We start from the raw sequence: 26,055 nt of genomic DNA, 5'->3' as shown, positions 1-26,055 counted from the left end.
TGGAAGGTGCAAATATTCATTAACAGAAAAATAATGTGTTTACGTTGAATTAAATTCAGAACTTTTTTAGATCGAGGGAATGGCTGGCTGGATTACAGCGTGGGCCGAATGCTCGCGACCCTGTAAAGCGAAGAACGTGATATAGGCTTGCCCTCCGAGAGCAATTTGCTTCTAGCCCATCGCAGACGCCTATCGTGGAAGCCTTCGATTGATTCACATACTTTGTCGAGCATTGCTGCACAGAGAGGAAGCTTGCAGAGCTGCTTTTCGAAGCGAGACAGAACATGAAGCTCCCGGCCAATTCTGGTACGCGAGATGCGGACAGGCTTACCCGCAAGAGCATAAAGCGCTTCAGCACACTGACGGACTTCGCCGGCCAGTCTCGCATCGAGGGCAGCGAACATTTCGGCGCTATTTAGACGGGGCGTACGATGGGGGCTTGGGTTTACAGTTGACTCCGAAAGCCACCGCCTATCGTGGCGATACAGCCACGCATACCCCCTGCATGCATGTGCTTTGTAAAAACGATAATCAGCCTCGAAAGCCGTGCGTCTTGCGCATAGCTCAATGTGAAATCTTGCCTCACTCCAAGCACCTTGCCCGCCGGCTACATTTCGGATGTGACGATAGACATACGCCAATGAAACGCCTAGAACGGCAGCGATCTTTTTGGCATCAGCGCCCTCAAGAGCATGTTTCCACACAGCGGCTGACGAACAGTCCATGCCTTCACCGGGCATCACCGGAGAAAGGCGCGTGTGAAGTTGAATGTGAGCTATCGGACCACACGCCACCGCCTGTTTCACCGGGCGTTGACCATGCAGCAAGTTCACCATGTCAATGCCCAGAGCACCGGCCAATAAAATGTATTTGAGCGGGTGGTGGGAGGTTATTGGCGTACGAAGCAGCTTCGTGACCCACGAGGCGGGTGTACCTGCACGAACTTCTCCGAGTATGGAAAATTCCCATTCTTGCGGGAGTGCGGCAAAAAAATCGGCCATGTGCTGCGCCAGCATGTGCATGTGCAAGCGATGGTTATCAGAGGCAAGGTTAAGCTGCGTTGCCCTTTGTAAAAACGTGTAGCGCACCGCCTCCGCTGACAAAGCACTGACTTCAGACTCGATGACCTGAAGTGAGCGCAACGCTATTTCGTGAAGCGGCGGCATGCTCAGCGACGGGGTATCGAGACGTAACGTGTGAGCTTGCACATTCTCATCACTCGGCAGATTGAGTTGTCGAGAGCTGCGGCTGGACCAGCGAGGATCAAGGATACTAAGTGACGTCCCGTGATGCGGACATACCAGCACGCCTGGAAGCATGTGAACCCTGTGCCAGTAAGCAACTCCCCGTTGGGCCTGATCTTGGGCGATACATTCTGGGCATAACCGCACTCGGGAGGCGAATCCAATACGGCTCGCGTTGACGCCCAGCTTCAACATCAAACCCTTCCCATCGGCAGTCATCAGCGTCCGAGCGTGTTCTACCTGGCTCATAGTCAAAAACGGCGCATAGTAGGGTAATAGCGTGTGACGCATAAGGACCTCGGCTATCGATAGCTCGGTACCGCTGGGTAGCGCGTCGACAAACTCCCCTAAATGACTTGGGAATGCCACATTTTGCGAAAATGCTGCCGCCGATTTCAGGCCGGCAAATGCTGCTTGGCAATTACGAACACCGCAAAGACGGGCATAGCGAGATATCACGCTGTGCAGCGTCTCATCGGGGAACGCGGTGGGGAAGAAATGGAGTTTAAGGTGCACTTCGCCACCCCCCGACTCACGCTTTGTGATACATCGGTGAGAACTCAAACAAGTCCTCGTTGAGCCAGCCCGCAGCTCGCAGAGCATCGAGGGGAGCGTCCTGTTCGCTTAGGGCTTTAGCCTCTGAGTTTTCCACACCAGTTGCAATAGGCGATGGGTGATCCTTCGCAAGAATGGTTGGAGATTGGTCTGCCGGCTTCTCACGGGACACAACGCTTCGAAGCAAGGCGAGGCGATCCTCTCGTGCCAAACCGTCGAAGACCATCATTTCGCTCAGTTGATCCTCAATCGGCAGCAAATCGTCGAACTGCCGCATCCGCTTCGGATCTCGGCTACGCAGAGCTGAAAGGGCTGGCTTTAGAATCTGCATTTTTGAGTTGCTTACCTTCACCAGGACCTCGGCAGTCAAACACTCCGAGCCACTCTGGACCGCATAACGCTGACTCAATACCAGCAGCTTGACCAGGAAATCTGTGACGCCTTGAGTGTGCTCATACAGCGTGTCGAAAATCTCGTCAGTCAGCTCAGCAGTCTGCTTGCACCACTGATAGCTCCAGAGATTTTCGACTAACAACCGCCACTCCTCATCCTCTTTTTCGAATCGTTTGAATTCCAGCGTACCGGCACCACAGACTCGGCGGGCAGTCCGCATGGCTTCTGAGAACAGGCTAATCGTAGAGTTCGTGCCACTGAAAACGACCGGGATACCAATGTTGTTAACCAAGTGCAGAAAGAAATTCAGCATGCTCTCCTTACCACCGGTTTTCGCCAGGTGGAGGTTTTGCAGCTCGTCGATTAACAAGGCGCCGATGAAAAACGTGCTGGCCACCTGCTCCATCTGTTGCAGCGCATCATTGATATTTCGATGCCTGTAGCGCTTGTGATAGTCCTTGTCTCCTAGAGCGTCACCAACCGCATAAAAAAACTGCTGGCAAAATCCAGCCAGCGATCCATCCCGAGGGCAGTCAAGCTTCAGCCAAGTGATTTGGGTATGAACAAACTGCTTTCCCTCATAGCGCTCATGACGGATTGTCTGTGGATAAAGGCTCAAAATGGCGTGGAGTGCCGTCGACTTGCCAATACCGCTCAGGCCGACGACGGTAAACGTTTCAGCAGTGGACTTGAACGCATCGTGGTAACGCTGAGCCCCCGATAAAGAATGCAAATGCCGGACGGTAGCGGGCGACATCGGGTTACGCCCAACATACCCTCGACGGATGAGCAGTGAAAACAGGGCCTCCAGTTCCAGGTGTAACAAAAACGGCTGTACCACGGTTCTTAATCGGTCGATACAGTGAATTCGAGTGGATCCTTCGAGGGTCAGCTCTTTCGGATCCACCGGCTGAGGAAAATTCGAGATCAGCTCAATAGCCGCCGCCTCCGACAATATAGGAGGCAAAGCTTCGATAAGCGGATTGCCCGCATACTCACTTATGTCCTGTTTGACGTAATTGGCAAACGTCTGCGCACCTTTCATTTTGCCTGTCCTGGCCGAATTCTTTTGAGCAAATCGATAACTTGCGCAGTGCGCTCGCCGGCATATGAGTCATGCGCTTTCGGTGTCGATTCAGATTGAAGTGAAGCTGGCTCCGCCCTGACGCCTTCAGGAACAGCCGCATTTTCACGCTCACGGAGACGTTCTTCTGCGCGGTTCTCGCGGATGTTTCCAGTGGCCTCCGCCTTGGTGGGCGGAGCAGGTTCCAATTTTCGTTCTGCGAGCGCATGGCTGATGATCTGGTGGACCTGATCGCTAAGCTGCACACGGCTTTCCAGCTCGGCTCGCCGGTGAGTAGGCGGTTTTTGGCGATAGGCTTCGAGCAGATCAAAAATCTCGTCCGAGCGGTAATTCGCGTAACCGGCATCCGATCGTCGAAGATCACAGCGGATAAACTGCTTGGCCTCTCCCTGGATCCAGATGTGCGCCGCAGAGTTCGGATCGAACCAACACTCTATTGACCAAACGCCCCCTTTGCGAGCCTTGGCAAACCAATCTTTCTCTATGGCCATATCACAAACGTAGTGCATGCCGCGAAACATCACGCCGCCCTTTTGAACGGTCGCGCGCTCGCGCGGCAAGAGATGGAGGTAAACCAGCTCGTCGGGACGTTTGTTGGATTCGATCAGGTCGTTTTCGCAGGCCCAATTCCATATCCCGTTGGGCGTAGGTTCAACACCGTCATTCATCATCGCCTGAGTCAGTCGGTCAGGCTGTCGATGGTGCCGGTTATAGTGGAGCACGCAATTGATGAGGATCTGGGTGAACTCTTTGAGGTTTAGCGTGGCATCGAGCCGGTAATCTCGCTCGCCTCGCTCTTTGTCTCGCGCAGCTACCCCGCCAGGTAGCCATCTGATACCCGTCAAATCATTCAAAATGCCAAACCGACTTTCTACCATAGGCTTCCAATCAGGCCGATAAGGCGGAGCCGTGCCCATCTCAATTCCCAAGCCTGACGATAGCCCCTCTGCTGCCAGTGACAACATCTCTCCCCTGTCGGCGTAAATCTGGTGGGGCAGGTGGTGACAATTCCAATCATCTGAATTGATTTCAACGCCGTTCTGAGCGCAGAACTCGACTTTGGGGGTAAACGCGTTGAACAGCGCTTGCCTCGCCCCGTTCCAACTGGGACCTTCCAATCCTACATAGAGGCCAACAATCATTCCGGAGAAACTATCCACAACGATATAAACTACGGGCCGGCCAATAAGCATCCGTCTAGAGTAGCTATTGACCAAATAAATATCGGCAATAGTTGCGTCGATTTCAAACTGATGACACGGTCCACGCAGCCAATCGCGAACGGTACCTGAAAGCGGACGGCAGTCCTTTAACCACTTCCTCAACCCTTTACGGCCACGCTCGGTTTCAATTTCGTCGAAAAAAATCTGTCCCCAATATCTGAATTGCCTCAGGCTGGGCAGCTCTAAGCTAGGTAGCAAACGAAGCTCTTCTTCACTGTTTTTAGAGATGTCTCGAACCGAGTAGAATCTTCTCAACATTTCGTCATATGCGCTCGAAATAGAAGATTTCTTATCTTTTACATAAAGGGCATATCCAACTCGTATGCATCGTTTATCAACCGCACTGAGCATCTTGGAAGGCGCAGTGAGAACGCCTTGAAACGTAGGTTTTCGCCCTGGAGGCCTACTCGGATCATATTTTCTATCGGCAACTCCTACCGCCGAGTAATTATTAAGTAATGAGTTTCGAACTTGACCATAAAACCAATATCGGTAAAGAAGCCGATAGATCGTTTTTCGCTGAATTCCGAGCTCTGACGCCCGTTTGGTAACAAGCCGGCCTAACTCTCCCCGTACAAATATTTGTCCTGGATATTCAGGATCTAGCAGCGGGGCTATGACCGCCCACTTTTCGTCCCGGCCTTGCTTGGCTCTCTCATCCAGCTGGTCCTCAAGCACAAGCATAAACTCGGGTGTGGTAATGGCTGCTGGTTTCGTGTGACCAGACGCTAACGAACGACGCAACTCTTCGAGACCAATGGCGTAGGGCTGCCGGGGTGGGTCTGCTAGATCTATCACCACAGCCAAGTCATGCGTTTCATCTTGGTAAATGAGCCTAGCTATCGTAGCGATGACCGACAGATCGGTAACAGGCTCAAAAACCTCATTAACGAGGACAGTCATGACATTTTCTCCTTCAACGATCCTTGGACAGGGATCTGGAAAACTTCGAATTCAGGAACTAGACTAGTAAGGTGGAGAGGAGTGTTAATCAAATCTATTTTCAGTACCTTGTTCCAAACCAGATGGAAGAAAATTGCCTGAGCGTCTAGATAAGAGATGGACAGAAGGGACGCTATTTTTCTTAGACAGGTGGCCAAAGTCCACGAATATTCCCGGCTGTTTGCTAGGCACTCGATAAAACTCGAATGCAAAGGGACTTTCATTAAATCGCGAGGGAGCTTCGAGTATTTTCTGATTAGTCCAAGATTTTTTATCAAATCTCGTGTAAAAAATTCATCTGTGACGATTTTCCAATCAACACCTTGGCTTTGCCAAAAGCGCTTTTCAATCTCAAGTTTTTCAAGCGTGCGGTTACTTCCTTTGCCAACTAGGTCGGATCGATACTTCACCGTTCTAGCTACCGACTTAAAGTTTCCGCTCAAGTCCTTAACGGTTAGCAGGAAATCTGTTGTCATTACATAGGGCAGTGTCGTTCTAGGGTATCTGGGATAACGTACATCTATTGCCGACGCTATCGCTTGCGCGCGCTCTGTGGGTAGTAACGGATATTGCTCACGGATATCCACGACGTCTTCAGAAAATTCACACACAAGGAAGTACGAACGCTCGAGATCTGACAGTAGGTGATGAATCCTCTCGATCTTCACACCTTGGATTTTGTGCGAACGACCTATCGACGGGACATCTTGTACCCGCAGCCAAGGCACGTAGCTTGCCCCGGCGCCTTCGCCAAATCCATTTGCAATGTGCCGTTCAATGTCCTGCTGTGATGCAAACTTACGACCTCGCAACCCACGCCTCCTCAGTCGATGCGGACCGCTTCACCTCACGCCGAGAAAAGTCGTAGAAGAACACGACCGCCGTAGCGGCCATATTCAAAGCATTTTCTAGACTACACCCGCAGAGAGTTGAAGCGATGAATCCAGACCAAAGGGAAAGCCTGGAAAGGAAAAACCCCCGTAGATACGGGGGTTTGAGCCTTGTGTCAATCTATGTTCATGAGTGTCAAACTTTATTGTTTTGTGTCAATCTTTATTGTTCAAAGCCAAGACACCTGTTCCGCTGTGGATAACTTATTCCACAGTCACCGACTTCGCCAGGTTGCGGGGCTGGTCGACGTCAGTGCCCTTGAGCACGGCGACGTAGTACGACAGCAGTTGCAACGGAATGGTGTAGAGGATCGGCGACAGGATGTCGTGGATGTGCGGCATGTTCACCACGTGGGTACCTTCCCCGTTGCTCATGCCGGCTTTCTCGTCAGCAAACACGATCAACTGGCCGCCACGGGCGCGAACTTCCTGCAGGTTGGATTTGAGTTTCTCCAACAGCTCGTTGTTCGGCGCCACGGTGACCACCGGCATGTCGTTGTCGACCAGGGCCAATGGACCGTGCTTGAGCTCGCCCGCCGGGTAGGCTTCGGCGTGGATGTAGGAGATTTCCTTGAGTTTGAGTGCCCCTTCCATGGCCACCGGGAACTGCGCGCCGCGGCCCAGGAACAGGGAATGCTGCTTATCGGCGAACAGCTCCGCGACTTTCTCGACGATACCGTCCATGGCCAGGGCTTCGCCGAGGCGAATTGGCAGGCGACGCAGTTCTTCGACCAGTTCGGCTTCCACGCCTGGGGCGAGAGTGCCGCGGACCTGACCCAGGCACAGGGTCAACAGCAGCAGGCCGACCAGTTGGGTCGTGAAGGCTTTGGTCGAGGCCACGCCGATTTCGCGGCCGGCCTGGGTCAGCAGGGTCAGGTCGGATTCGCGCACCAGCGAGCTGATACCGACGTTGCAGATCGCCAGGCTGGCGAGGAAGCCCAGTTCCTTGGCATTACGCAGGGCGGCCAGGGTGTCGGCGGTTTCGCCGGACTGGGAGATGGTCACGAACAGGGAGTCGGGTTGCACCACTACTTTGCGGTAGCGGAACTCGCTGGCGACTTCGACCTGGCACGGGATGCCGGCCAGCTCTTCGAGCCAGTAGCGGGCAACCATGCCGGCGTGATAACTGGTGCCGCAGGCGACGATCTGCACGTTACGCACTTTGGCGAACAGCTCGGCGGCTTGCGGGCCGAAGGCCTGGACCAGCACTTGATCCTGGCTCAGGCGCCCTTCCAGGGTGCGCTGGACCACGGACGGCTGCTCGTGGATTTCCTTGAGCATGTAATGGCGGTACTCGCCCTTCTCGGCCGATTCGGCGCTGTCGCGGTACTGCACCGTGTCGCGCTCCACGGCCTGGCCGTCGACATCCCAGATCTGCACGCGGTCACGCTGGATCTCGGCGATGTCGCCTTCTTCCAGGTACATGAAGCGGTCGGTGACCTGACGCAGTGCCAGTTGGTCGGAGGCAAGGAAGTTCTCGCCCAGGCCCAGGCCGATCACCAGTGGGCTGCCACTGCGGGCGGCCACCAGGCGATCCGGTTGCTGGGCGCTGATCACGGCCAGGCCATAGGCACCGTGCAGTTCCTTGACCGTGGCCTTGAGCGCGGCGGTCAGGTCAGGCTGGTCCTTGAGCTTGTGGTTGAGCAGGTGAGCGATGACTTCGGTATCGGTGTCCGAGGTGAACACATAACCCAGGGCCTTGAGTTGTTCGCGCAGGGCTTCGTGGTTCTCGATGATGCCGTTGTGCACCACCGCCAGGTCGCCGGAGAAATGCGGGTGGGCGTTACGTTCGCACGGGGCGCCGTGCGTTGCCCAGCGGGTGTGGGCGATACCCAGGCGGCCGACCAGCGGCGTGGTTTCCAGGGCCTGCTCCAGTTCGCTGACCTTGCCCGGACGACGCATGCGCTCCAGCGTATTGTCGTTAGTGAAGACTGCCACACCGGCGCTGTCATAGCCGCGGTATTCGAGGCGCTTGAGGCCTTCGAGCAAAATGGCGGTGATATTACGTTCCGCGACTGCGCCAACAATTCCGCACATGTTATTTCTCCTGGCTGACTGCCGCGCAAATCAAGTGTATGCCGCGGGCCTGAATCTGATCGCGCGCTTCGATGGGCAGGCGGTCATCGGTAATAAGGGTATGGACACTGCTCCATGGCAGCTCCAGGTTGGGAATCTTGCGTCCGATCTTGTCGGATTCGACCATCACGATCACTTCGCGGGCCACATCGGCCATGACCCGGCTGAGGCCGAGCAGCTCATTGAAGGTAGTGGTACCGCGCACCAGGTCGATGCCGTCGGCACCGATGAACAACTGGTCGAAATCGTAGGAGCGCAGGACCTGCTCGGCCACCTGCCCCTGGAAGGACTCGGAATGGGGGTCCCAGGTTCCCCCGGTCATCAACAGCACCGGTTCATGTTCCAGTTCGCTCAAGGCATTGGCCACATGCAAAGAGTTGGTCATGACCACCAGGCCGGGCTGCAAGCCCAGATGGGGAATCATCGCTGCCGTGGTGCTGCCGCTGTCAATGATGATGCGCGCATGCTCGCGAATCCGCTGTACGGCGGCGCGAGCGATGGCCTGTTTGTAACGGGAGACCGGCTGGCCAGGGTCGGTGACCAATTCCTGAGGCATGGTGATTGCGCCGCCATACCGCCGGAGCAATAGGCCATGACTTTCCAGCGCGGCCAGATCCTTGCGAATCGTCACTTCCGAGGTTTCGAAGCGTTTGGCCAACTCATCCACACTGACTTCACCCTGCTCGGTGAGCAAGGCAAGGATGTTGTGTCGGCGTAGGGGCGTGTTGCGTTTCGACATGAGCTGACAAGTTTCGTTTCGAAAGATAACGAAAGCAATAAAAACCTATCAGCGAAACTTCGTCAAGCGGGGAGAAGAAAAAATCTTCGCGGGTAAGCCTTGCTCCTACCGAGAGGAGGCTTGCCCGCGAAGGTGATAGATCATCAACCTGTGGATAAATCAGGCCTTCTTGATCTTCTCCGGGCGTTTCCAACCATCGATATTTTTCTGTCTGGCCCTGGCCACTGCCAATTGGGACTTATCCACATTGGTAGTGATAGTCGACCCAGCTGCCGTGGTTGCACCGGCTGAGATATCCACAGGCGCAACCAAGGAGTTGTTGGAGCCAATGAACACGTCTTCGCCCAACACGGTTTTCCATTTGTTGGCGCCGTCGTAGTTGCAGGTGATGGTGCCTGCGCCGATGTTGCTGCGCGCACCGATTTCAGCGTCACCCAGGTAGGTCAGGTGACCGGCCTTGGCGCCTTCACCGAGGCGGGCGTTTTTCAGTTCGACAAAGTTACCCACATGGGCCCGCGCTTCCAGGACCGTGCCCGGACGCAGGCGGGCGAACGGGCCGGCATCGCTGCCTTCACCCAGAATCGCGCCGTCAATGTGGCTATTGGCTTTGACCACTACGCCTTTGCGCAGGGTGCTGTCCTTGATCACGCAGTTCGGGCCGATTTCGACGTCGTCCTCGATGACCACGCGACCCTCGAGAATCACGTTGATGTCGATCAGTACATCACGACCGACGGTCACTTCGCCGCGCACATCAAACCGTGCCGGATCGCGCAATGTCACACCCTGGGCCATCAGTCGGCGACCCGCACGCAACTGGTAGTGCCGCTCGAGTTCGGCGAGTTGCTTGCGGTCGTTGGCGCCCTGCACTTCCATGGCGTCATGGGGTTGTTCGGTAGCCACCACCAGGCCATCGCTGACGGCCATGGCAATTACGTCAGTCAGGTAGTACTCGCCCTGGGCGTTGTTGTTGGACAACCGGCTCATCCAGTCACCCAGGCGCTCAACAGGCACCGCGAGAATCCCGGTGTTGCCTTCGGTGATGGCCCGCTCGGCCTCGTTGGCGTCTTTTTGCTCGACGATGGCGGTGACCTTGCCCGCTGCGTCACGCACGATCCGGCCATAGCCGGTCGGATCATCCAGCTCGACCGTCAACAGACCCAACTGCTGCGGGGCGACGTGGGTGAGCAGGCGTTGCAGGGTTTCGACTTCGATCAGCGGCACGTCGCCGTAGAGAATCAATACGGTGTCGGCTGTGATGAACGGAACGGCCTGGGCTACAGCATGACCAGTACCCAGTTGCTGGTCCTGCAGGACGAAGTTCAGATCGTCCGCCGCCAGGCGCTCACGCACAGCGTCGGCACCATGGCCGATCACCACATGAATGCGCTGTGGCTGAAGCTGCCGGGCGCTGTGGATAACATGGCCAAGCATCGAGTTGCCCGCCACCGGATGAAGCACTTTTGGCAAGGCCGAACGCATGCGGGTGCCTTGACCGGCGGCGAGGATAACGATTTCTAGTGACATGACTGGCTACCAATCCGGGGTGGTCAGCGGCTGCGACCATGTGGTGAATTGCAGAAAAAGAAAAAGGGTAGCCGAGGCTACCCTTTTTAATCAATCACACAACAAGCGGGAGGCGATTAGCCGCCGAACTTCTTGCGGATCTGCTGGACGGTGCGCAGCTGAGCTGCAGCCTCGGCCAGTCGTGCGGAAGCAGAGCCGTAATCGAACTCAGCGCCGCGTTCATGCAGGGCCTTCTCGGCAGCCTTGACGGCTTCCTGAGCGGAGGCTTCATCCAGGTCGGCAGCACGTTGCACGGTATCGGCAAGTACCTTGACCATGTTCGGCTGAACCTCGAGGAAACCACCGGAGATGTAGAACACCTCAGGCTCCCCGCCTTGCTTGATCAGGCGGATCGGACCCGGTTTCAGATTAGTGATCAGCGGCGCGTGACCCAGGGCGATACCAAGATCACCCAGTGCACCGTGCGCAATCACCATCTCGACCAGGCCGGAAAAGATTTCTCCTTCCGCGCTGACGATGTCGCAATGGACTGTCATAGCCATCTGATTGCCTCAACCTAAATTAGCGCCCGTCGCCGGGCGCCTGGATTACAGTTTCTTGGCTTTCTCGATCGCTTCTTCGATGCCGCCAACCATGTAGAACGCTTGTTCTGGCAGGTGGTCGTAGTCACCGTTGAGGATGCCTTTGAAGCCAGCAATGGTGTCTTTCAGGGAAACGTATTTACCCGAAGCACCGGTGAAGACTTCAGCCACGAAGAACGGCTGCGACAAGAAACGCTGGATCTTACGAGCACGGTTTACCAACTGCTTGTCGGCTTCCGACAGCTCGTCCATACCCAGGATCGCAATGATGTCCTTCAGTTCTTTGTAACGCTGCAGAACATACTGTACGCCGCGAGCGGTGTCGTAGTGGTCCTGACCGATCACGTTCGGGTCCAGCTGACGCGAAGTCGAGTCCAGTGGGTCTACCGCTGGGTAGATACCCAGGGAAGCGATGTCACGGGACAGAACGACGGTGGCGTCCAAGTGGGCGAAGGTGGTCGCTGGCGACGGGTCAGTCAAGTCATCCGCAGGTACGTATACCGCTTGGATCGAGGTGATCGAACCGTTTTTGGTCGAAGTGATGCGCTCTTGCAGAGTACCCATCTCTTCAGCCAGGGTCGGCTGGTAACCTACTGCCGAAGGCATACGGCCCAGCAGTGCGGATACTTCAGTACCGGCCAGGGTGTAACGATAGATGTTGTCGACGAACAGCAGAACGTCGTTACCTTCGTCACGGAACTTCTCGGCCATGGTCAGGCCAGTCAGTGCTACGCGCAGACGGTTACCCGGCGGCTCGTTCATCTGACCGTAAACCAGTGCCACTTTGTCCAGAACGTTGGAGTCCTTCATCTCGTGGTAGAAGTCGTTACCCTCACGAGTACGCTCACCCACACCGGCGAACACGGAATAACCGCTGTGCTCGATGGCGATGTTACGGATCAGTTCCATCATGTTTACGGTTTTGCCTACACCGGCACCACCGAACAGACCAACTTTACCGCCCTTGGCGAACGGGCAAACCAGGTCGATAACCTTGATGCCGGTTTCCAGCAGGTCGTTGCCGCCCGCTTGTTCCGCGAAGGTTGGCGCAGGACGGTGAATGCCCCAGCGCTCTTCGGTGGCGATTGGACCGGCTTCGTCGATCGGGTTGCCCAGAACGTCCATGATCCGGCCCAGGGTCGCTTTACCGACTGGTACGGAAATGGCTGCGCCGGAGTCGATGACGTCCAGACCACGCTTCAAGCCCTCGGTGGAGCCCATCGCAATGGTACGAACCACGCCGTCGCCCAGCTGTTGCTGAACTTCCAGAGTGGTTGCGGCCGCGCTTTGAACTGTCAGCGCGTTGTAGATGCTCGGTACGCTGTCGCGTGGAAATTCCACGTCGATAACGGCGCCGATGATTTGAACGATACGTCCGCTACTCATAGCTGGATCCTCTGAATATTTGAACCGTTAAACCGCGGCAGCGCCGCCGACGATTTCCGAGATCTCTTGGGTGATCGCAGCCTGACGCGCCTTGTTGTAGATCAGCTGCAAATCGCTGATCAAGTCACCGGCGTTGTCGGTAGCGTTCTTCATTGCGATCATCCGCGCCGCTTGTTCAGCTGCGTTGTTCTCGACCACCGCCTGGTAGACCTGCGACTCCACGTAACGGACCATCAAGCCGTCCAGCAGCTCCTTGGCATCCGGTTCGTAGAGATAGTCCCAGTGGTGCTTGAGTCCTTGATCCGGGGTTGCCACCAGCGGAATCAACTGCTCCACGGTAGGCTGTTGCGTCATGGTGTTGATGAACTTGTTGGAAACCACGCTCAGGCGGTCGATACGGCCGTCCAGGTAGGCATCCAGCATCACCTTGACGCTGCCGATCAGATCATTGATCGATGGCTCTTCACCCAGGTGGCTGATAGCTGCTACGACGTTACCGCCGAAGTTGCGGAAGAAAGCCGCACCCTTGCTACCAACAACACACAGATCGATCTCGACGCCATTTTCGCGGTTTACCGCCATGTCCTTGACCAGGGCCTTGAACAGGTTGGTGTTCAAGCCACCACACAGACCACGGTCACTGCTCACTACTACGTAACCGACGCGCTTGATTTCACGGTCGATCATGAAGGGGTGGCGATATTCCGGGTTGGCGTTGGCCAGATGACCAATAACCTGGCGGATGCGCTCCGCGTAAGGACGGCTAGCAGCCATGCGCATTTGTGCCTTGCGCATTTTGCTGACCGCCACTTTTTCCATGGCGCTGGTAATCTTTTGCGTGCTTTTGATGCTCGCAATCTTACTGCGAATCTCTTTTGCGCCTGCCATGTAACACCTATCAGGTTAGCAAGCGGGAGCCTTGCGGCTCCCGCTGCGGCTTACCAGGTTTGGGTGGCCTTGAACTTCTCGATACCGGCTTTCATGCCAGCGTCGATTTCGTCATTGAAGTCACCCTTCACGTTGATCTTCGCCATCAAATCGGCGTGATCGCGGTTGAAGAAAGCAATCAGCGCTTGTTCGAAGCTGCCGATCTTGGCGATTTCAACGTCAGTCAGGAACCCACGCTCAGCGGCATACAGCGACAGCGCCATGTCAGCGATCGACATTGGTGCGTATTGCTTCTGCTTCATCAGCTCGGTAACGCGCTGACCATGCTCAAGTTGCTTACGGGTCGCTTCGTCCAGGTCAGAAGCGAACTGGGCGAATGCCGCCAGTTCACGGTACTGAGCCAGAGCGGTACGGATACCACCGGACAGCTTCTTGATGATCTTGGTCTGAGCGGCACCACCCACACGGGATACCGAAACACCGGCGTTCACAGCAGGACGGATCCCGGAGTTGAACATGGCCGATTCCAGGAAGATCTGACCGTCGGTGATGGAAATCACGTTGGTCGGAACGAACGCGGAAACGTCGCCAGCCTGGGTTTCGATGATCGGCAGTGCGGTCAGGGAACCGGTTTTGCCGGTCACTGCGCCGTTGGTGAACTTCTCTACGTATTCTTCCGAAACGCGGGATGCGCGCTCCAGCAGACGGGAGTGGAGATAGAACACGTCGCCTGGGTAAGCTTCACGGCCTGGTGGACGGCGCAGCAGCAGGGAAATCTGGCGGTAAGCCACTGCTTGCTTGGACAGATCGTCATAAACGATCAGCGCGTCTTCACCGCGGTCGCGGAAGAATTCACCCATGGTGCAACCGGAGTACGGTGCCAGGAACTGCAGTGCTGCAGATTCCGAGGCGCTCGCAGCCACGACGATGGTGTTAGCCAGTGCGCCGTTTTCTTCCAGCTTGCGAACCACGTTGGCGATGGTCGATTGTTTCTGACCGATCGCTACGTATACGCAGAAGATGCCGCTGTCTTTCTGGTTGATGATCGCGTCGATCGCCAGAGCAGTTTTACCGATCTGACGGTCACCGATGATCAGCTCACGCTGGCCACGGCCGACTGGGATCATGGCATCGACAGCCTTGTAGCCAGTCTGTACAGGCTGGTCTACCGACTTACGCCAGATCACGCCTGGAGCAACTTTCTCGACCGCATCGGTCTCGGTGTTGTTCAGCGGACCTTTGCCGTCAACTGGGTTACCCAGTGCGTCGACTACGCGACCCAGCAGTTCCTTACCAACCGGAACTTCGAGGATGCGGCCGGTGCACTTGGCGCTCATGCCTTCAGCCAGGGACTGGTATGCGCCCAATACAACGGCACCTACGGAGTCCTGCTCCAGGTTGAGAGCCATACCGAAGACGCCGCCCGGAAACTCGATCATCTCGCCGTACATTACGTCGGCCAGACCGTGAATCCGCACGATACCGTCAGATACGCTGACGACAGTGCCTTCGTTACGGGCTTGGGAGGTCACATCGAGCTTTTCGATGCGGCCCTTGATAATTTCACTTATTTCGGAAGGATTGAGTTGCTGCATTGCTCTGCTGCCCCTTCAAACTCAAGATTTCAATGCTTCGGCAAGATTCGCGAGTTTTCCGCGAATCGAGCCATCGATTACCAGGTCGCCGGCGCGAATGATGACACCACCAATCAGGGCGGCATCCTCCGCAACTTGCAGGCGCACTTCCCGGTTGAGTCGTGCACTGAGAACCTTGGCGAGTTTGTCTTGCTGTTCTTGGTTCAATGCAAAAGCACTGGTGACTTCTACATCTACCGACTTCTCTTGTTCAGCCTTGTACAGGTCGAACAGAGCGGCGATCTCCGGCAACAGCGGGAGACGGTCGTTTTCGGCAACGATGTTGATGAAGTTCTGTGCCTTGGCATCAAACTTGTCGCCGCACACGTCAATAAACGTGGCGGCCTTGTCTGCGCTCGTCAGTCGCGGGGCCTTGAGCACGCGCTGCATGGTGTCGTCTTGCGACACTGCTGCAGCCAGGCCGAGCATGGCTGACCAAGAGGCCAGTTGCTGGTGGGCCTGGGCGTGCTCGAAGGCTGCCTTAGCGTAAGGTCGGGCCAACGTGGTCAATTCTGCCATGATCGCCCTCGCTTAAATTTCAGCAGCCAGTTTGTTTACCAGCTCCGCGTGCGCGTTTTGATCGATTGTGGCACCCAGGATCTTCTCGGCGCCGCCAACGGCCAGTGCACCCAGTTGGGTACGCAGCGCGTCTTTGACACTGTTGATTTCCTGCTCGATCTCGGCCTGAGCCTGAACCTTTACGCGTTCAGCGTCGATACGGGCTTTTTCAACAGCCTCTTCAACGATCTGATTGCCGCGCTTCTTGGCTTGCTCAATGATTTCGGCTGCCTGAGTTTTTGCTTCGCGCAGTTGTTGACCCGCTTTATCTTGGGCCAACTCCAGGTCGCGAGCTGCTCGGGCGGCAGCGTCCAGTCCATCCGCGATCTTCTTCTGACGTTCGTGCAAAGCCGCAATGACCGGAGGCCACACGAACTTCATGCAAAAAAGTACAAAAATTAAGAACGCAACGGACTGGCCAATCAGGGTTGCATTAATGTTCACGCCAACACCTCGCTCGTTCGTTGCACATCACACCAATCACTCGAAGGTTCGAGTGATTAGCCAGCGAGTTGACCAACGAATGGGTTCGCGAAAGTGAAGAACAGAGCGATACCAACACCGATCATGGTTACGGCGTCGAGCAGACCGGCAACGATGAACATTTTAACTTGCAGCATTGGAACCATTTCTGGCTGACGCGCTGCGCCTTCCAGGAACTTGCCGCCCAACAGGCCGAAACCAATTGCGGTACCCAGTGCGCCCAGGCCGATCAACAGTGCAACAGCGATAGCGGTTAGACCAACTACAGTTTCCATCTTTCCTCCCGACTTTTACGTCGTATGGTTTAGGTTTTTTAGATTAAAGCGGTAAAACAAATCGTTTCATCGTGCCCGTGATGGGCCCCCTCCCGCCGAGACGAGAGGGACATCAGACTAGCCTAAGCCGGTCTTAATGGTTCTCTTCGTGCGCCATCGACAGGTAGACGATGGTCAGCATCATGAAGATAAACGCCTGCAGGGTGATGATCAGGATGTGGAACACAGCCCACGCCCACTGCAGAACTACGCCCAGGCCGCTAAGCCAGAGCAGACCACTGCCGAACATCACAGCGATCAGAATGAACACCAGTTCGCCGGCATACATGTTGCCGAACAGACGCAGGGCCAGCGAGATTGGCTTGGCAATCAGCGTCACGAACTCAAGCAGGAAGTTCACCGGGATCAGCAGGGCTTGAACGAAGACGTTCTTGCTGCCGAACGGGTGCAGGGTCAGTTCGCCGATAAAGCCGCCGATGCCCTTGACCTTGATGCTGTAGAAAATGATCAACGCGAACACCGACAGGGCCATGCCCAGGGTAGCGTTCGGGTCAGTGGTCGATACGGCACGGAACGGAATGTGCGGATCGCCAGAGATCATCATGGCCAGCTGAGGAATCCAGTCAACCGGGATCAGGTCGACGGCGTTCATCAGGAAGACCCAGACGAAGATGGTCAGTGCCAGCGGTGCAATCACCGGGCTACGGCCATGGAAGCTGTCTTTCACGCTGCCATCGACGAATTCGACCAATACTTCAACGAAGTTCTGCAAAGCACCTGGTTGACCGGAGGTCGCTTTCTTCGCCGCCATGCGGAAAAGAAGTACGAAAATCAGACCCAATGCGACCGACCAGCCGAGAGTATCGACGTGGAAAGCCCAGAAGCCCATTTCTTTGGCTTCTGCTGCGGTGTGGGCAAAGCCCCAGCCGCCGGTAGGGTGCTGACCGAAGGTCAGGTTCTGCAAGTGGTGCTGGATATAGCCCGAAGCGGTTGTTTCTGCCATGGTTGCCTCAAACGCCCTAAGGTCTCGAAAGTCTTGTTCTCATCAGCAGGGGAGCGAACCAGCTGACCAGTTGGGTCAACACAAAGACGCCGAAGACTGCTAACGGCGCCAGTGGCTTCACACCTGCGAACGTCAATGCAAAAAGCACTGCCGTCAAAATCAGTTTGCCCGCCTCGCCGGCATAAAAAGACCGGACGATGGCTTGAGCTGCCCGGGCTCCGGAAAACCGAAATGCCCTGTGAGCGAAATAAACATTGGGAAGCAAGGCTATCAGGCCTCCGCAAAGTCCTGAGTACCCGGCTACGACTCCATGCCATTGCCAAAGCGCCAAAGCGGCCAGCAGCAAAACGACAAATTGAGCCAGTAACACCGGAAAAACCGCCAGGCGATGGAACGGCAAGCGGTTTGGCGTGCGGCTTTCCATCGATCTTGCTCCTCAAAGGTCGGCTGCCAGAATTCAATAACTTGGCATAATTTGTGCCGACAAAATGCGCGCAGAGTATAGGGGCGGTTCAGCCCCTATTCAACTGTCAGGTAGTGATTTCCGACTGCACGCTACATGAGGAAATGTTTCAGCGGATGTGTGCAAGGACACCTTGAAGCTCATCCAGTGAGTTGTAGCCGATCACCAACTGACCCTTTCCCTTCTTCCCGTGGCGGATCTGCACCGCAGAGCCCAGGCGCTCTGCCAGACGCTGTTCGAGGCGGGCGATGTCCGGGTCGGCCTTGACCGGTTCGCTGACCTCAGGCTTGCCACTGAGCCACTGGCGAACCAGGGCCTCTGTCTGGCGCACGGTGAGGCCACGTGCGACAACGTGTCGCGCCCCTTCAACCTGTTGATTTTCCGGTAACCCGAGCAAAGCACGGGCATGACCCATTTCCAGGTCGCCGTGGGACAACATGGTCTTGATGACTTCCGGCAAGGCAATCAGGCGCATCAAGTTGGCGACGGTCACCCGGGACTTGCCCACGGCTTCGGCCACTTGCTGCTGAGTCAGCTGGAATTCCTGCTGCAAGCGCTGCAGGGCCACGGCTTCCTCGATTGGATTGAGGTCCTCGCGCTGGATGTTCTCGATCAGGGCCATGGCGATAGCGGTTTCATCCGACACGTCGCGCACCATCGCCGGGATGGTTTCCTGCCCGGCTTGCTGGCTGGCGCGCCAGCGGCGCTCACCGGCAATGATCTCGAAGCGCCCGGCGCCGATTGGGCGAACCACGATCGGCTGCATCACGCCCTGGCTCTTGATCGACTGCGCCAGCTCTTCCAGCGCCTGGGGATCCATGTCCCGGCGTGGCTGGTACTTGCCGCGCTGGAGCAGGTCCAGGGGCAAGTGCTGCAGCTCGCGCAGGTCAGCCTGCACGGCCTGTTCTTCCAGCGCGCTGACAGTCGGACCACTCAGCAGTGCATCCAGTCCACGTCCGAGACCTCGTTTCTTGACGGCCATGGGGATTCCTTAAGTTGCCTGAGCAGCGGCGGCACGTGAATTTTTGCGTTGACGGCGAACCATCTCGCCTGCCAATGCCAGGTAGGCAATGGCGCCTCGCGATGATTTGTCGTAGGCCAGCGCGGGCATGCCATAGCTTGGTGCTTCGGCCAGGCGGATGTTGCGTGGGATGACCGTATCGTACAGCTGCTCGCCGAAGTGTTCCTTGAGCTGGGCCGAAACATCGTTCATCAGGCTCAGGCGCGGGTCATACATGGTCCGCAGCAGGCCTTCGACCTTGAGGTTCGGGTTCAGCAGTTCGGCGATGCGCTTGATGTTATCCACAAGGTCGCTCAAGCCTTCGAGTGCAAAGTATTCACACTGCATGGGGATAATGACCCCATCAGCGGCGACCAATGCATTCAGGGTGAGCATCGACAACGACGGCGGGCAGTCGATCAGAATGTAGTCATAGCTCTCGCGAATCGGCGCCAAGGCGCTGCGCAGGCGGCTTTCCTTCATCTGCATTTCCAGCAGGACCACTTCCGCCGCAGTCAGGTCGCGGTTGGCCGGCAACAACTGGTAACCACCGTGTTCGGAGAAATGCATGGCCTGGGTCAGGTCGCATTCACCGATCAACAAGTCGTAGACCGAGTTTTCCAGGCCGTGTTTATCCACACCGCTACCCATGGTGGCGTTGCCCTGTGGATCAAGGTCGATCAACAGCACCCGGCGCTTGGTAGCGACCAGGGATGCTGCGAGGTTGATGCAGGTGGTGGTCTTGCCCACACCACCCTTCTGGTTCGCTATCGCGAATACCTTAGCCATTCTTGCTTGTGTTCCCAATCATGCCGTGCGGCGCAGTATCAGCAGATGGCGTTGGCCTTGGCAACCAGGTACGGCCAAGGCGTGTTCGCTATCGAGGTGGAAGTCTGCCGGCAATGCTACCAGCTCATCCGCGGGATGAACGCCCTTCATTGCCAGCCAACGTGTATCGGTGTCGCCGAGGTGGCGAGTCCAGTTGCTGAAATTCTCCATGCTGCTGAACGCCCGGGAAATGATCCCGTTGAATGGCAGCTCAGGCTGGAAGGCTTCGACGCGACTGTGGATAACTTGCAGGTTATCCAGTTTGAGTTCGAGTTTGACCTGGGTCAGGAAGCGGGTTTTCTTGCCGTTGCTGTCCAGGCAAGTGACTTGCGACTCTGGAAACAGGATGGCCAGGGGAATACCCGGCATGCCGCCGCCACTGCCGACATCCAGCCAACGGCCGTTTTCGATGAAGGAAATCACGCTCAGGCTGTCGAGCAAATGGCGCGACACCATTTCGTCCGGATCACGCACCGCGGTGAGGTTGTAGGCCTTGTTCCATTTGATCAACAGGGCCAGGTAACCCAGCAGTTGGGCGTGCTGGGTTTCACTCAGGTTGACACCGAGCTGGCGTGCACCTGTGGATAACTCTTCGGCGTGTTGCAAGGTGACCAACGAACTCAAGCGCTTTGCTCCAACTGACGGCCCGCGCCGCGTTTTTTCAAATGAATCATCAACAGCGAAATGGCTGCCGGCGTCACGCCCGGGATCCGCGAAGCCTGGCCCAGCGTTTCCGGACGGGTTGCACCGAGCTTGCTCTGGATCTCCTTGGAGAGACCGGAGATGGTCGTGTAATCGATATCCACAGGCAGTTTGGTGTCTTCGCTGGCCCGCAGGCGAGCGATTTCATCCTGTTGGCGATCGATGTAACCGGCGTATTTGGTCTTGATCTCGACCTGCTCGGCGACCTGTGGATCTTCTGCACCGGCGCCCGTGACCGAGATCAGGCCAGCGTAGTCGATTTCCGGACGGGTCAGCAGGTTCAGCAAGTTGTATTCGTGGGTCAGCGGTGTGCCGAACTTTTCGGCAATCGCATCGCCCTGCTCGGTGCCGGGGCGAACCCAGGTACTTTTCAGGCGCTGCTCTTCGAGTTCGATGCTTTCACGTTTTTTGCAGAATGCCGCCCAACGCGCGTCATCGACCAGGCCCAGCTCGCGGCCTTTTTCGGTCAAGCGCAGGTCGGCGTTGTCTTCACGCAGGATCAACCGGTACTCGGCGCGGGAAGTGAACATCCGGTACGGTTCCTGGGTCCCGAGGGTAATCAGGTCGTCGACCAATACGCCGATGTAGGCTTCGTCGCGACGCGGGCACCAGGCGTCTTTGCCCTGTGCACGCAATGCGGCGTTGGCTCCGGCCAGCAAACCCTGGGCGCCGGCTTCTTCGTAACCGGTGGTGCCGTTGATCTGCCCGGCGAAGAACAGACCGCCGATCACCTTGGTTTCCAGGCTGTACTTCAGGTCGCGCGGATCGAAGTAGTCGTACTCGATCGCATAACCCGGCCGCACGATGTGCGCATTCTCCATGCCGCGGATCGATTGCACGATCTGCAATTGCACGTCGAACGGCAAGCTTGTGGATATCCCGTTCGGGTACAGCTCGTGGGTGGTCAGACCTTCCGGCTCGATAAACACCTGGTGGCTTTGCTTGTCGGCAAAGCGGTGGATCTTGTCTTCGATCGACGGGCAGTAACGTGGACCAATGCCTTCGATCTCACCGGCAGCCGAATACATCGGCGAACGGTCGAGGTTCGCGGCAATGATTTCGTGGGTACGGGCGTTGGTGTGGGTAATCCAGCAACTGACCTGCTTGGGATGCTGTTCCTTGTTGCCCATGAACGACATCACCGGGATCGGCGTATCACCTGGTTGCTCGGTCATCACCGAGAAATCCACAGAGCGGCCGTCAATGCGCGGTGGCGTACCGGTTTTCAGGCGACCCACACGCAGCGGCAGTTCACGCAGACGGTGAGCCAGGGCAATCGACGGCGGATCACCGGCGCGACCGCCGGAAAAATTCTGCAACCCGATGTGGATAAGTCCACCGAGGAAGGTACCGGTGGTCAACACCACCGAGTCGGCGAAGAAACGCAGGCCCATCTGGGTAACAACACCGCGTACCTGTTCCTGTTCGACGATCAGGTCGTCCGCTGCCTGCTGAAATATCCACAGGTTCGGCTGGTTCTCGAGAATCTCGCGAACGGCAGCCTTGTACAACACGCGGTCGGCCTGGGCGCGAGTAGCGCGCACGGCTGGGCCTTTGCGGCTGTTCAACACGCGGAACTGGATACCACCCTTATCGGTGGCCATGGCCATCGCGCCACCGAGGGCATCGATTTCCTTGACCAGATGGCTTTTGCCGATCCCGCCAATCGCGGGGTTGCAACTCATGGCACCGAGGGTTTCCACGTTATGCGTCAGCAACAGGGTTTTTGCCCCCATACGTGCTGATGCAAGTGCTGCCTCGGTACCGGCATGACCGCCGCCGATGACGATCACTTCAAAACGGGAAGGGAAATCCACCACGCACCTCGTGCCTGCTTCAGTTAGGTAATTCAGAAATGGTTTGAGCTCAGGTTTTTGGACCTGGTCGACAAGTATAGGGACTTCGCCCTTCCTAAAGAACCCTTTGCACAAAATTTAACCAGCTGTGGGTAAGTCACGATCAATAGAAATTAAAAAGAAAGAAATTTATAAGATCTTTGTTTTTATGTTTATTTCTATACAGCTACCTTTCTGTGGATAGAACGCTACAAGCCTTTATTTACAATGTGTACAGAGGTTTGAAAGTCTGTGGTCATGTGCCCTTGAGGGCGTTGGATAACCGGTCTAAGCCTGTGGATGAATGAGGTGGTTATCCACAGCGGTGGTTTTACTCAGCTTTCAGGCCCTGTTATCAACTGACCTTAGTGGCAGTTATTCACAGGGCTTAATCCACAGAAAAACCGCAAAAAAGCAAATCGCGCCCACGGGGACACCACCCTGGCGAAGAAATCGCAGGGCAACGAGAGAAGAAAAAGGGATTAACCGTCTTGAGGAACTGCCGAAGACTGCGTTCTTTCAACGATTCATGCACCCGTGCCAGAGGGAAGCACGGGTATAACCATCAAAAATATCGAGGATTGCAGGCTGCGCCAGCTCCTACGCCCAGGAAGGAGGGCGTTATTTACCGATGCAAAAGCTGGAAAAGATCCTGCCCAGCAGGTCATCGGAGCTGAATTCACCGGTAATTTCACCCAGCGACTGCTGTGCCTGGCGTAAATCTTCGGCCAACAACTCGCCGGCGCCGGCCAATGTCAGCTGCGCACGCCCGTGTTCAAGGGAGTCACTGGCATGGCGCAAGGCTTCAAGGTGACGGCGCCGGGCGCTGAAACTGCTTTCCGAGGTCTGCTCGTAGCCCATGCAGGCCTTGAGGTGGTCACGCAGTAGCTCCAGGCCTTCACCTGCCGACTTGGCGCTGAGACTGATGGTGACGTGCCCATCGTCGCAGACCTGCAGCCCAATGGGCTCCCCCGTGAGGTCGGCCTTGTTGCGGATCAGGGTGACTTTGCCCGGCTCCGGACGCTGTTCCAGGAACTCAGGCCACAGGGCAAAGGGATCAAGGGCTTCAGGGGCCGTGGCGTCGACCACCAACAACACCCGGTCGGCCTCGCTGATCGCCTTCAATGCCCGCTCCACGCCAATCTTCTCGACCTGGTCCTCGGTATCGCGCAGACCTGCGGTATCGACCACGTGCAGCGGCATGCCATCGATGTGGATATGTTCGCGCAGGATGTCCCGGGTGGTGCCAGCGATCTCGGTGACAATAGCCGCTTCACGCCCGGCCAGTGCATTGAGCAGGCTCGACTTGCCGGCATTCGGACGACCGGCGATGACCACGGTCATGCCATCACGCAGCAAGGCGCCCTGCCCGGCTTCACGCAAGACCTTGGCCAACTCCTCGCGCACGGCATCGAGCATGGACAGCACATGGCCATCGGCAAGGAAATCGATCTCCTCTTCCGGGAAGTCGATGGCCGCTTCGACGTAAATGCGCAAGGCAATCAATTGTTCGGTGAGGTTATGCACACGCTGGGAAAACGCCCCCTGCAAGGAGCGCAGGGCATTACGCGCGGCTTGCGCGGAACTGGCCTCGATGAGGTCGGCAATGGCTTCTGCCTGGGCCAGGTCGAGCTTGTCATTGAGAAACGCGCGCTCGCTGAATTCCCCCGGCCGGGCCAGACGGCAACCCAGTTGCAGGCAACGCTGCAGCAACATGTCCAGAACGATCGGTCCGCCGTGGCCCTGCAGTTCCAGCACGTCTTCACCGGTGAAGGAGTTGGGCCCCGGAAAATACAGGGCAATACCTTCATCCAGGACTTCATCGTCGGCGCTGAGAAAAGGACCGTAATGGGCAAAACGCGGCTTCAGCTCGCGACCACTGATGGCAAGTGCCGCATGGCGTGCCAGCGGCCCGGAAATACGAACGATACCGACGCCCCCACGGCCCTGGGCAGTGGCGACGGCGGCGATGGTTTCACGAGGAGCGCTCATAAACCGATATCCCGATAAAAATGGCAGATAGCAAAACGCCCCACGAGGGGGCGTTTTGAATGGTTACATACTGAGCAAGTTATGCGTCGGCTTTTTTCGCCGCTGCTTCAATCTTGCGAGTGATGTACCACTGTTGAGCGATCGACAGGCAGTTGTTCACAACCCAGTACAGCACCAGGCCCGCCGGGAACCACAGGAAGAAGAAGGTGAAGATGATTGGCATCAGCTTCATCACCTTGGCCTGCATCGGATCCGGAGGTGTAGGGTTCAACTGCTGCTGGATGAACATGGTGACACCCATGATGATCGGCAGAATGAAGAACGGATCCTTGATCGACAGGTCAGTAATCCACAGCATGAACGGCGCTTGGCGCATTTCCACGCTTTCCAGGAGTACCCAGTACAGCGAGAGGAAAACCGGCATCTGCACGAGGATTGGCAAGCAACCACCCAGCGGATTGATCTTCTCTTTCTTGTACAGCTCCATCATGGCTTGCGACATTTTCTGCCGGTCATCGCCATGTTGCTCTTTCAGCGCAGCCAGTTTTGGCGCCACTGCACGCATGCGAGCCATGGACTTGTAGCTGGCAGCCGACAGCGGGAAGAAGATCCCTTTGATCAGCATGGTCAGGAAGATGATCGACCAGCCCCAGTTACCCACAATCGCGTGGATATGTTGCAGCAGCCAGAAGATCGGTTGAGCGATGAACCACAGGATGCCGTAGTCGACCGTCAGTTCCAGACCTGGGGATAACTCTTTGAGTATCGCCTGGCTTTTCGGGCCAGCGTACAGAGTAGCGCTGGTTTCAGCCTTGGCACCTGGCGCAACGGTCAAAGCCGGGCCAGTGAAACCAATGATGTAGTTGCCTTGGCTGTCTTTGCGAGTCTGCACCACGTTGCTGTCGTTCTTGGCTGGAATCCAGGCCGTCACGAAGTAGTGTTGCAGCCAGGCGACCCAGCCACCATTGACGGTTTCTTTCAGCGCAGCCTTGTCGATATCTTTCATCGACACTTTTTTGTACGGCTCTGCACTTGTCCACAGGGCGGCGCCCAGGTAAGTGGCGGTGCCGGTGGCTGTGGTGGAAGAAGGATCCGAACTGGCATCACGCTTGAGCTGGGCAAACAGGTTGCCTGTCCAGGCCTTGTCGCTGGTGTTGTCGATCAGATAGGTGACTTTCAGATCGTACAAACCGCGAGTGAAGGTGAAGCGCTTGATGTAATTGACACCGGCATCGCTGAATTTGAGGTCAACGTTGAGCTGGTTCTGGCCATCAGCCAGTTGATAAGTCTTCTGCTCGGCCGAGTAAACCGGACGACCGGTCGGGCGTGCATCCGGACCGTTGGTGCCAGTCAGGCCGCTTTGCGCCAGATAAGTACGTTCGCCGCCGTTATCAAACAGCTGGAACGGAACATCCGGATGGTCCTGACGACGTGGATATTTTGGCAGCATCAGCTGGGCGACATCACCACCCTGAGGATCGATAGCCAGTTCGAGCACATCCGTTTTGACGTGGATGAGATCTTTACTCGCCACTACCGGAGTTTCGGTAGGGGTGCTGGTATCGGTATTCGCGCTGGGTACATCGGCACTGGCGGAAGCGTTGGTACCGTCCGGAATAGCCGGGGCATTCTGATTGGCAGCAACATTCTGAGTCGGCAGGGCAGCCTGGCCATAGTCCTGGTTCCATTTCAGGACCATGACGTAGGACACGATTGCCAGGGCGACGATCAGGATCGTGCGTTTAATATCCATG

22 protein-coding genes are annotated in these 26,055 nt (G+C 56.5%); all 22 read right to left on the bottom strand.

The window, feature by feature from the left end; genetic code table 11:
* Positions 1-92: 92 nt before the first annotated feature.
* Positions 93-1,760, bottom strand: coding sequence for a TnsD family Tn7-like transposition protein (locus tag H7995_RS24385; protein WP_042556882.1), 1,668 nt, complete (start codon positions 1,758-1,760; stop codon positions 93-95).
* A 16-nt stretch (positions 1,761-1,776) separates the two neighbouring features.
* Positions 1,777-3,237: an ATP-binding protein gene (locus H7995_RS24380; protein WP_042556883.1), complete on the bottom strand. Its 1,461-nt coding sequence runs from the start codon at positions 3,235-3,237 to the stop codon at positions 1,777-1,779.
* Positions 3,234-5,402, bottom strand: coding sequence for a Mu transposase C-terminal domain-containing protein (locus tag H7995_RS24375; protein ID WP_042556884.1), 2,169 nt, complete (start codon positions 5,400-5,402; stop codon positions 3,234-3,236). Before H7995_RS24375 ends, H7995_RS24380 begins: the two co-directional genes overlap by 4 nt.
* Positions 5,399-6,253, bottom strand: coding sequence for a TnsA endonuclease N-terminal domain-containing protein (locus tag H7995_RS24370; protein WP_042556885.1), 855 nt, complete (start codon positions 6,251-6,253; stop codon positions 5,399-5,401). The genes H7995_RS24375 and H7995_RS24370 overlap by 4 nt, the downstream gene beginning before the upstream one ends.
* A gap of 282 nt (positions 6,254-6,535) precedes the next feature.
* Positions 6,536-8,368, bottom strand: coding sequence for a glutamine--fructose-6-phosphate transaminase (isomerizing) (gene glmS / locus H7995_RS24365; RefSeq protein WP_185819048.1), 1,833 nt, complete (start codon positions 8,366-8,368; stop codon positions 6,536-6,538).
* A 1-nt stretch (position 8,369) separates the two neighbouring features.
* Positions 8,370-9,146 carry a DeoR/GlpR family DNA-binding transcription regulator gene (locus tag H7995_RS24360; protein ID WP_185819047.1) on the bottom strand — a complete coding sequence of 259 codons (777 nt, stop codon included), beginning with the start codon at positions 9,144-9,146 and terminating at the stop codon, positions 8,370-8,372.
* A 159-nt stretch (positions 9,147-9,305) separates the two neighbouring features.
* Complete coding sequence (glmU, locus tag H7995_RS24355; protein WP_185819046.1) at positions 9,306-10,673, bottom strand: bifunctional UDP-N-acetylglucosamine diphosphorylase/glucosamine-1-phosphate N-acetyltransferase GlmU; 1,368 nt, start codon at positions 10,671-10,673, stop codon at positions 9,306-9,308.
* A gap of 116 nt (positions 10,674-10,789) precedes the next feature.
* A complete protein-coding gene (locus tag H7995_RS24350; RefSeq protein WP_166588885.1) occupies positions 10,790-11,215 on the bottom strand; it encodes a F0F1 ATP synthase subunit epsilon in 426 nt (141 codons plus the stop codon).
* Between the two features lie 45 nt (positions 11,216-11,260).
* Entirely contained in the window at positions 11,261-12,640 is a 1,380-nt protein-coding gene (atpD, locus tag H7995_RS24345; protein WP_166588886.1) for a F0F1 ATP synthase subunit beta, read from the bottom strand.
* A 27-nt stretch (positions 12,641-12,667) separates the two neighbouring features.
* Positions 12,668-13,528, bottom strand: coding sequence for a F0F1 ATP synthase subunit gamma (gene atpG, locus H7995_RS24340; protein WP_042556891.1), 861 nt, complete (start codon positions 13,526-13,528; stop codon positions 12,668-12,670).
* A 50-nt stretch (positions 13,529-13,578) separates the two neighbouring features.
* Positions 13,579-15,123, bottom strand: coding sequence for a F0F1 ATP synthase subunit alpha (atpA, locus tag H7995_RS24335; protein ID WP_095165063.1), 1,545 nt, complete (start codon positions 15,121-15,123; stop codon positions 13,579-13,581).
* Between the two features lie 21 nt (positions 15,124-15,144).
* Positions 15,145-15,681: a F0F1 ATP synthase subunit delta gene (locus H7995_RS24330; RefSeq protein ID WP_095165064.1), complete on the bottom strand. Its 537-nt coding sequence runs from the start codon at positions 15,679-15,681 to the stop codon at positions 15,145-15,147.
* A gap of 12 nt (positions 15,682-15,693) precedes the next feature.
* Positions 15,694-16,164 carry a F0F1 ATP synthase subunit B gene (locus H7995_RS24325; RefSeq protein WP_095146191.1) on the bottom strand — a complete coding sequence of 157 codons (471 nt, stop codon included), beginning with the start codon at positions 16,162-16,164 and terminating at the stop codon, positions 15,694-15,696.
* 56 nt (positions 16,165-16,220) lie between these two features.
* Entirely contained in the window at positions 16,221-16,478 is a 258-nt protein-coding gene (gene atpE / locus H7995_RS24320) for a F0F1 ATP synthase subunit C (protein WP_002555987.1), read from the bottom strand.
* A gap of 133 nt (positions 16,479-16,611) precedes the next feature.
* A complete protein-coding gene (gene atpB, locus H7995_RS24315; RefSeq protein WP_095165065.1) occupies positions 16,612-17,481 on the bottom strand; it encodes a F0F1 ATP synthase subunit A in 870 nt (289 codons plus the stop codon).
* 16 nt (positions 17,482-17,497) lie between these two features.
* Positions 17,498-17,905 carry a F0F1 ATP synthase subunit I gene (locus H7995_RS24310; protein ID WP_095165066.1) on the bottom strand — a complete coding sequence of 136 codons (408 nt, stop codon included), beginning with the start codon at positions 17,903-17,905 and terminating at the stop codon, positions 17,498-17,500.
* 148 nt (positions 17,906-18,053) lie between these two features.
* Positions 18,054-18,926, bottom strand: coding sequence for a ParB/RepB/Spo0J family partition protein (locus H7995_RS24305; RefSeq protein WP_166588887.1), 873 nt, complete (start codon positions 18,924-18,926; stop codon positions 18,054-18,056).
* 9 nt (positions 18,927-18,935) lie between these two features.
* The gene (locus H7995_RS24300; protein WP_095165068.1) at positions 18,936-19,733 is read right to left on the bottom strand and encodes a ParA family protein; all 798 of its coding nucleotides are present in this window, start codon (positions 19,731-19,733) and stop codon (positions 18,936-18,938) included.
* 18 nt (positions 19,734-19,751) lie between these two features.
* The gene (rsmG, locus tag H7995_RS24295; RefSeq protein ID WP_166588888.1) at positions 19,752-20,396 is read right to left on the bottom strand and encodes a 16S rRNA (guanine(527)-N(7))-methyltransferase RsmG; all 645 of its coding nucleotides are present in this window, start codon (positions 20,394-20,396) and stop codon (positions 19,752-19,754) included.
* A complete protein-coding gene (gene mnmG / locus H7995_RS24290) occupies positions 20,393-22,291 on the bottom strand; it encodes a tRNA uridine-5-carboxymethylaminomethyl(34) synthesis enzyme MnmG (protein WP_166588889.1) in 1,899 nt (632 codons plus the stop codon). The genes rsmG and mnmG overlap by 4 nt, the downstream gene beginning before the upstream one ends.
* A 639-nt stretch (positions 22,292-22,930) precedes the next feature.
* On the bottom strand, positions 22,931-24,301 hold the full coding sequence (gene mnmE, locus H7995_RS24285) for a tRNA uridine-5-carboxymethylaminomethyl(34) synthesis GTPase MnmE (RefSeq protein ID WP_166588890.1): 1,371 nt from the start codon (positions 24,299-24,301) through the stop codon (positions 22,931-22,933).
* 79 nt (positions 24,302-24,380) lie between these two features.
* Positions 24,381-26,054: a membrane protein insertase YidC gene (yidC, locus tag H7995_RS24280; protein WP_166588891.1), complete on the bottom strand. Its 1,674-nt coding sequence runs from the start codon at positions 26,052-26,054 to the stop codon at positions 24,381-24,383.
* Position 26,055: the final 1 nt, after the last annotated feature.

The organism is Pseudomonas kielensis, from assembly GCF_014236655.1.
GTDB lineage: Bacteria > Pseudomonadota > Gammaproteobacteria > Pseudomonadales > Pseudomonadaceae > Aquipseudomonas > Aquipseudomonas kielensis.
The sequence above is the reverse complement of the archived record's forward strand: the minus strand, read 5'-3'. Positions and strand labels throughout refer to the sequence as shown.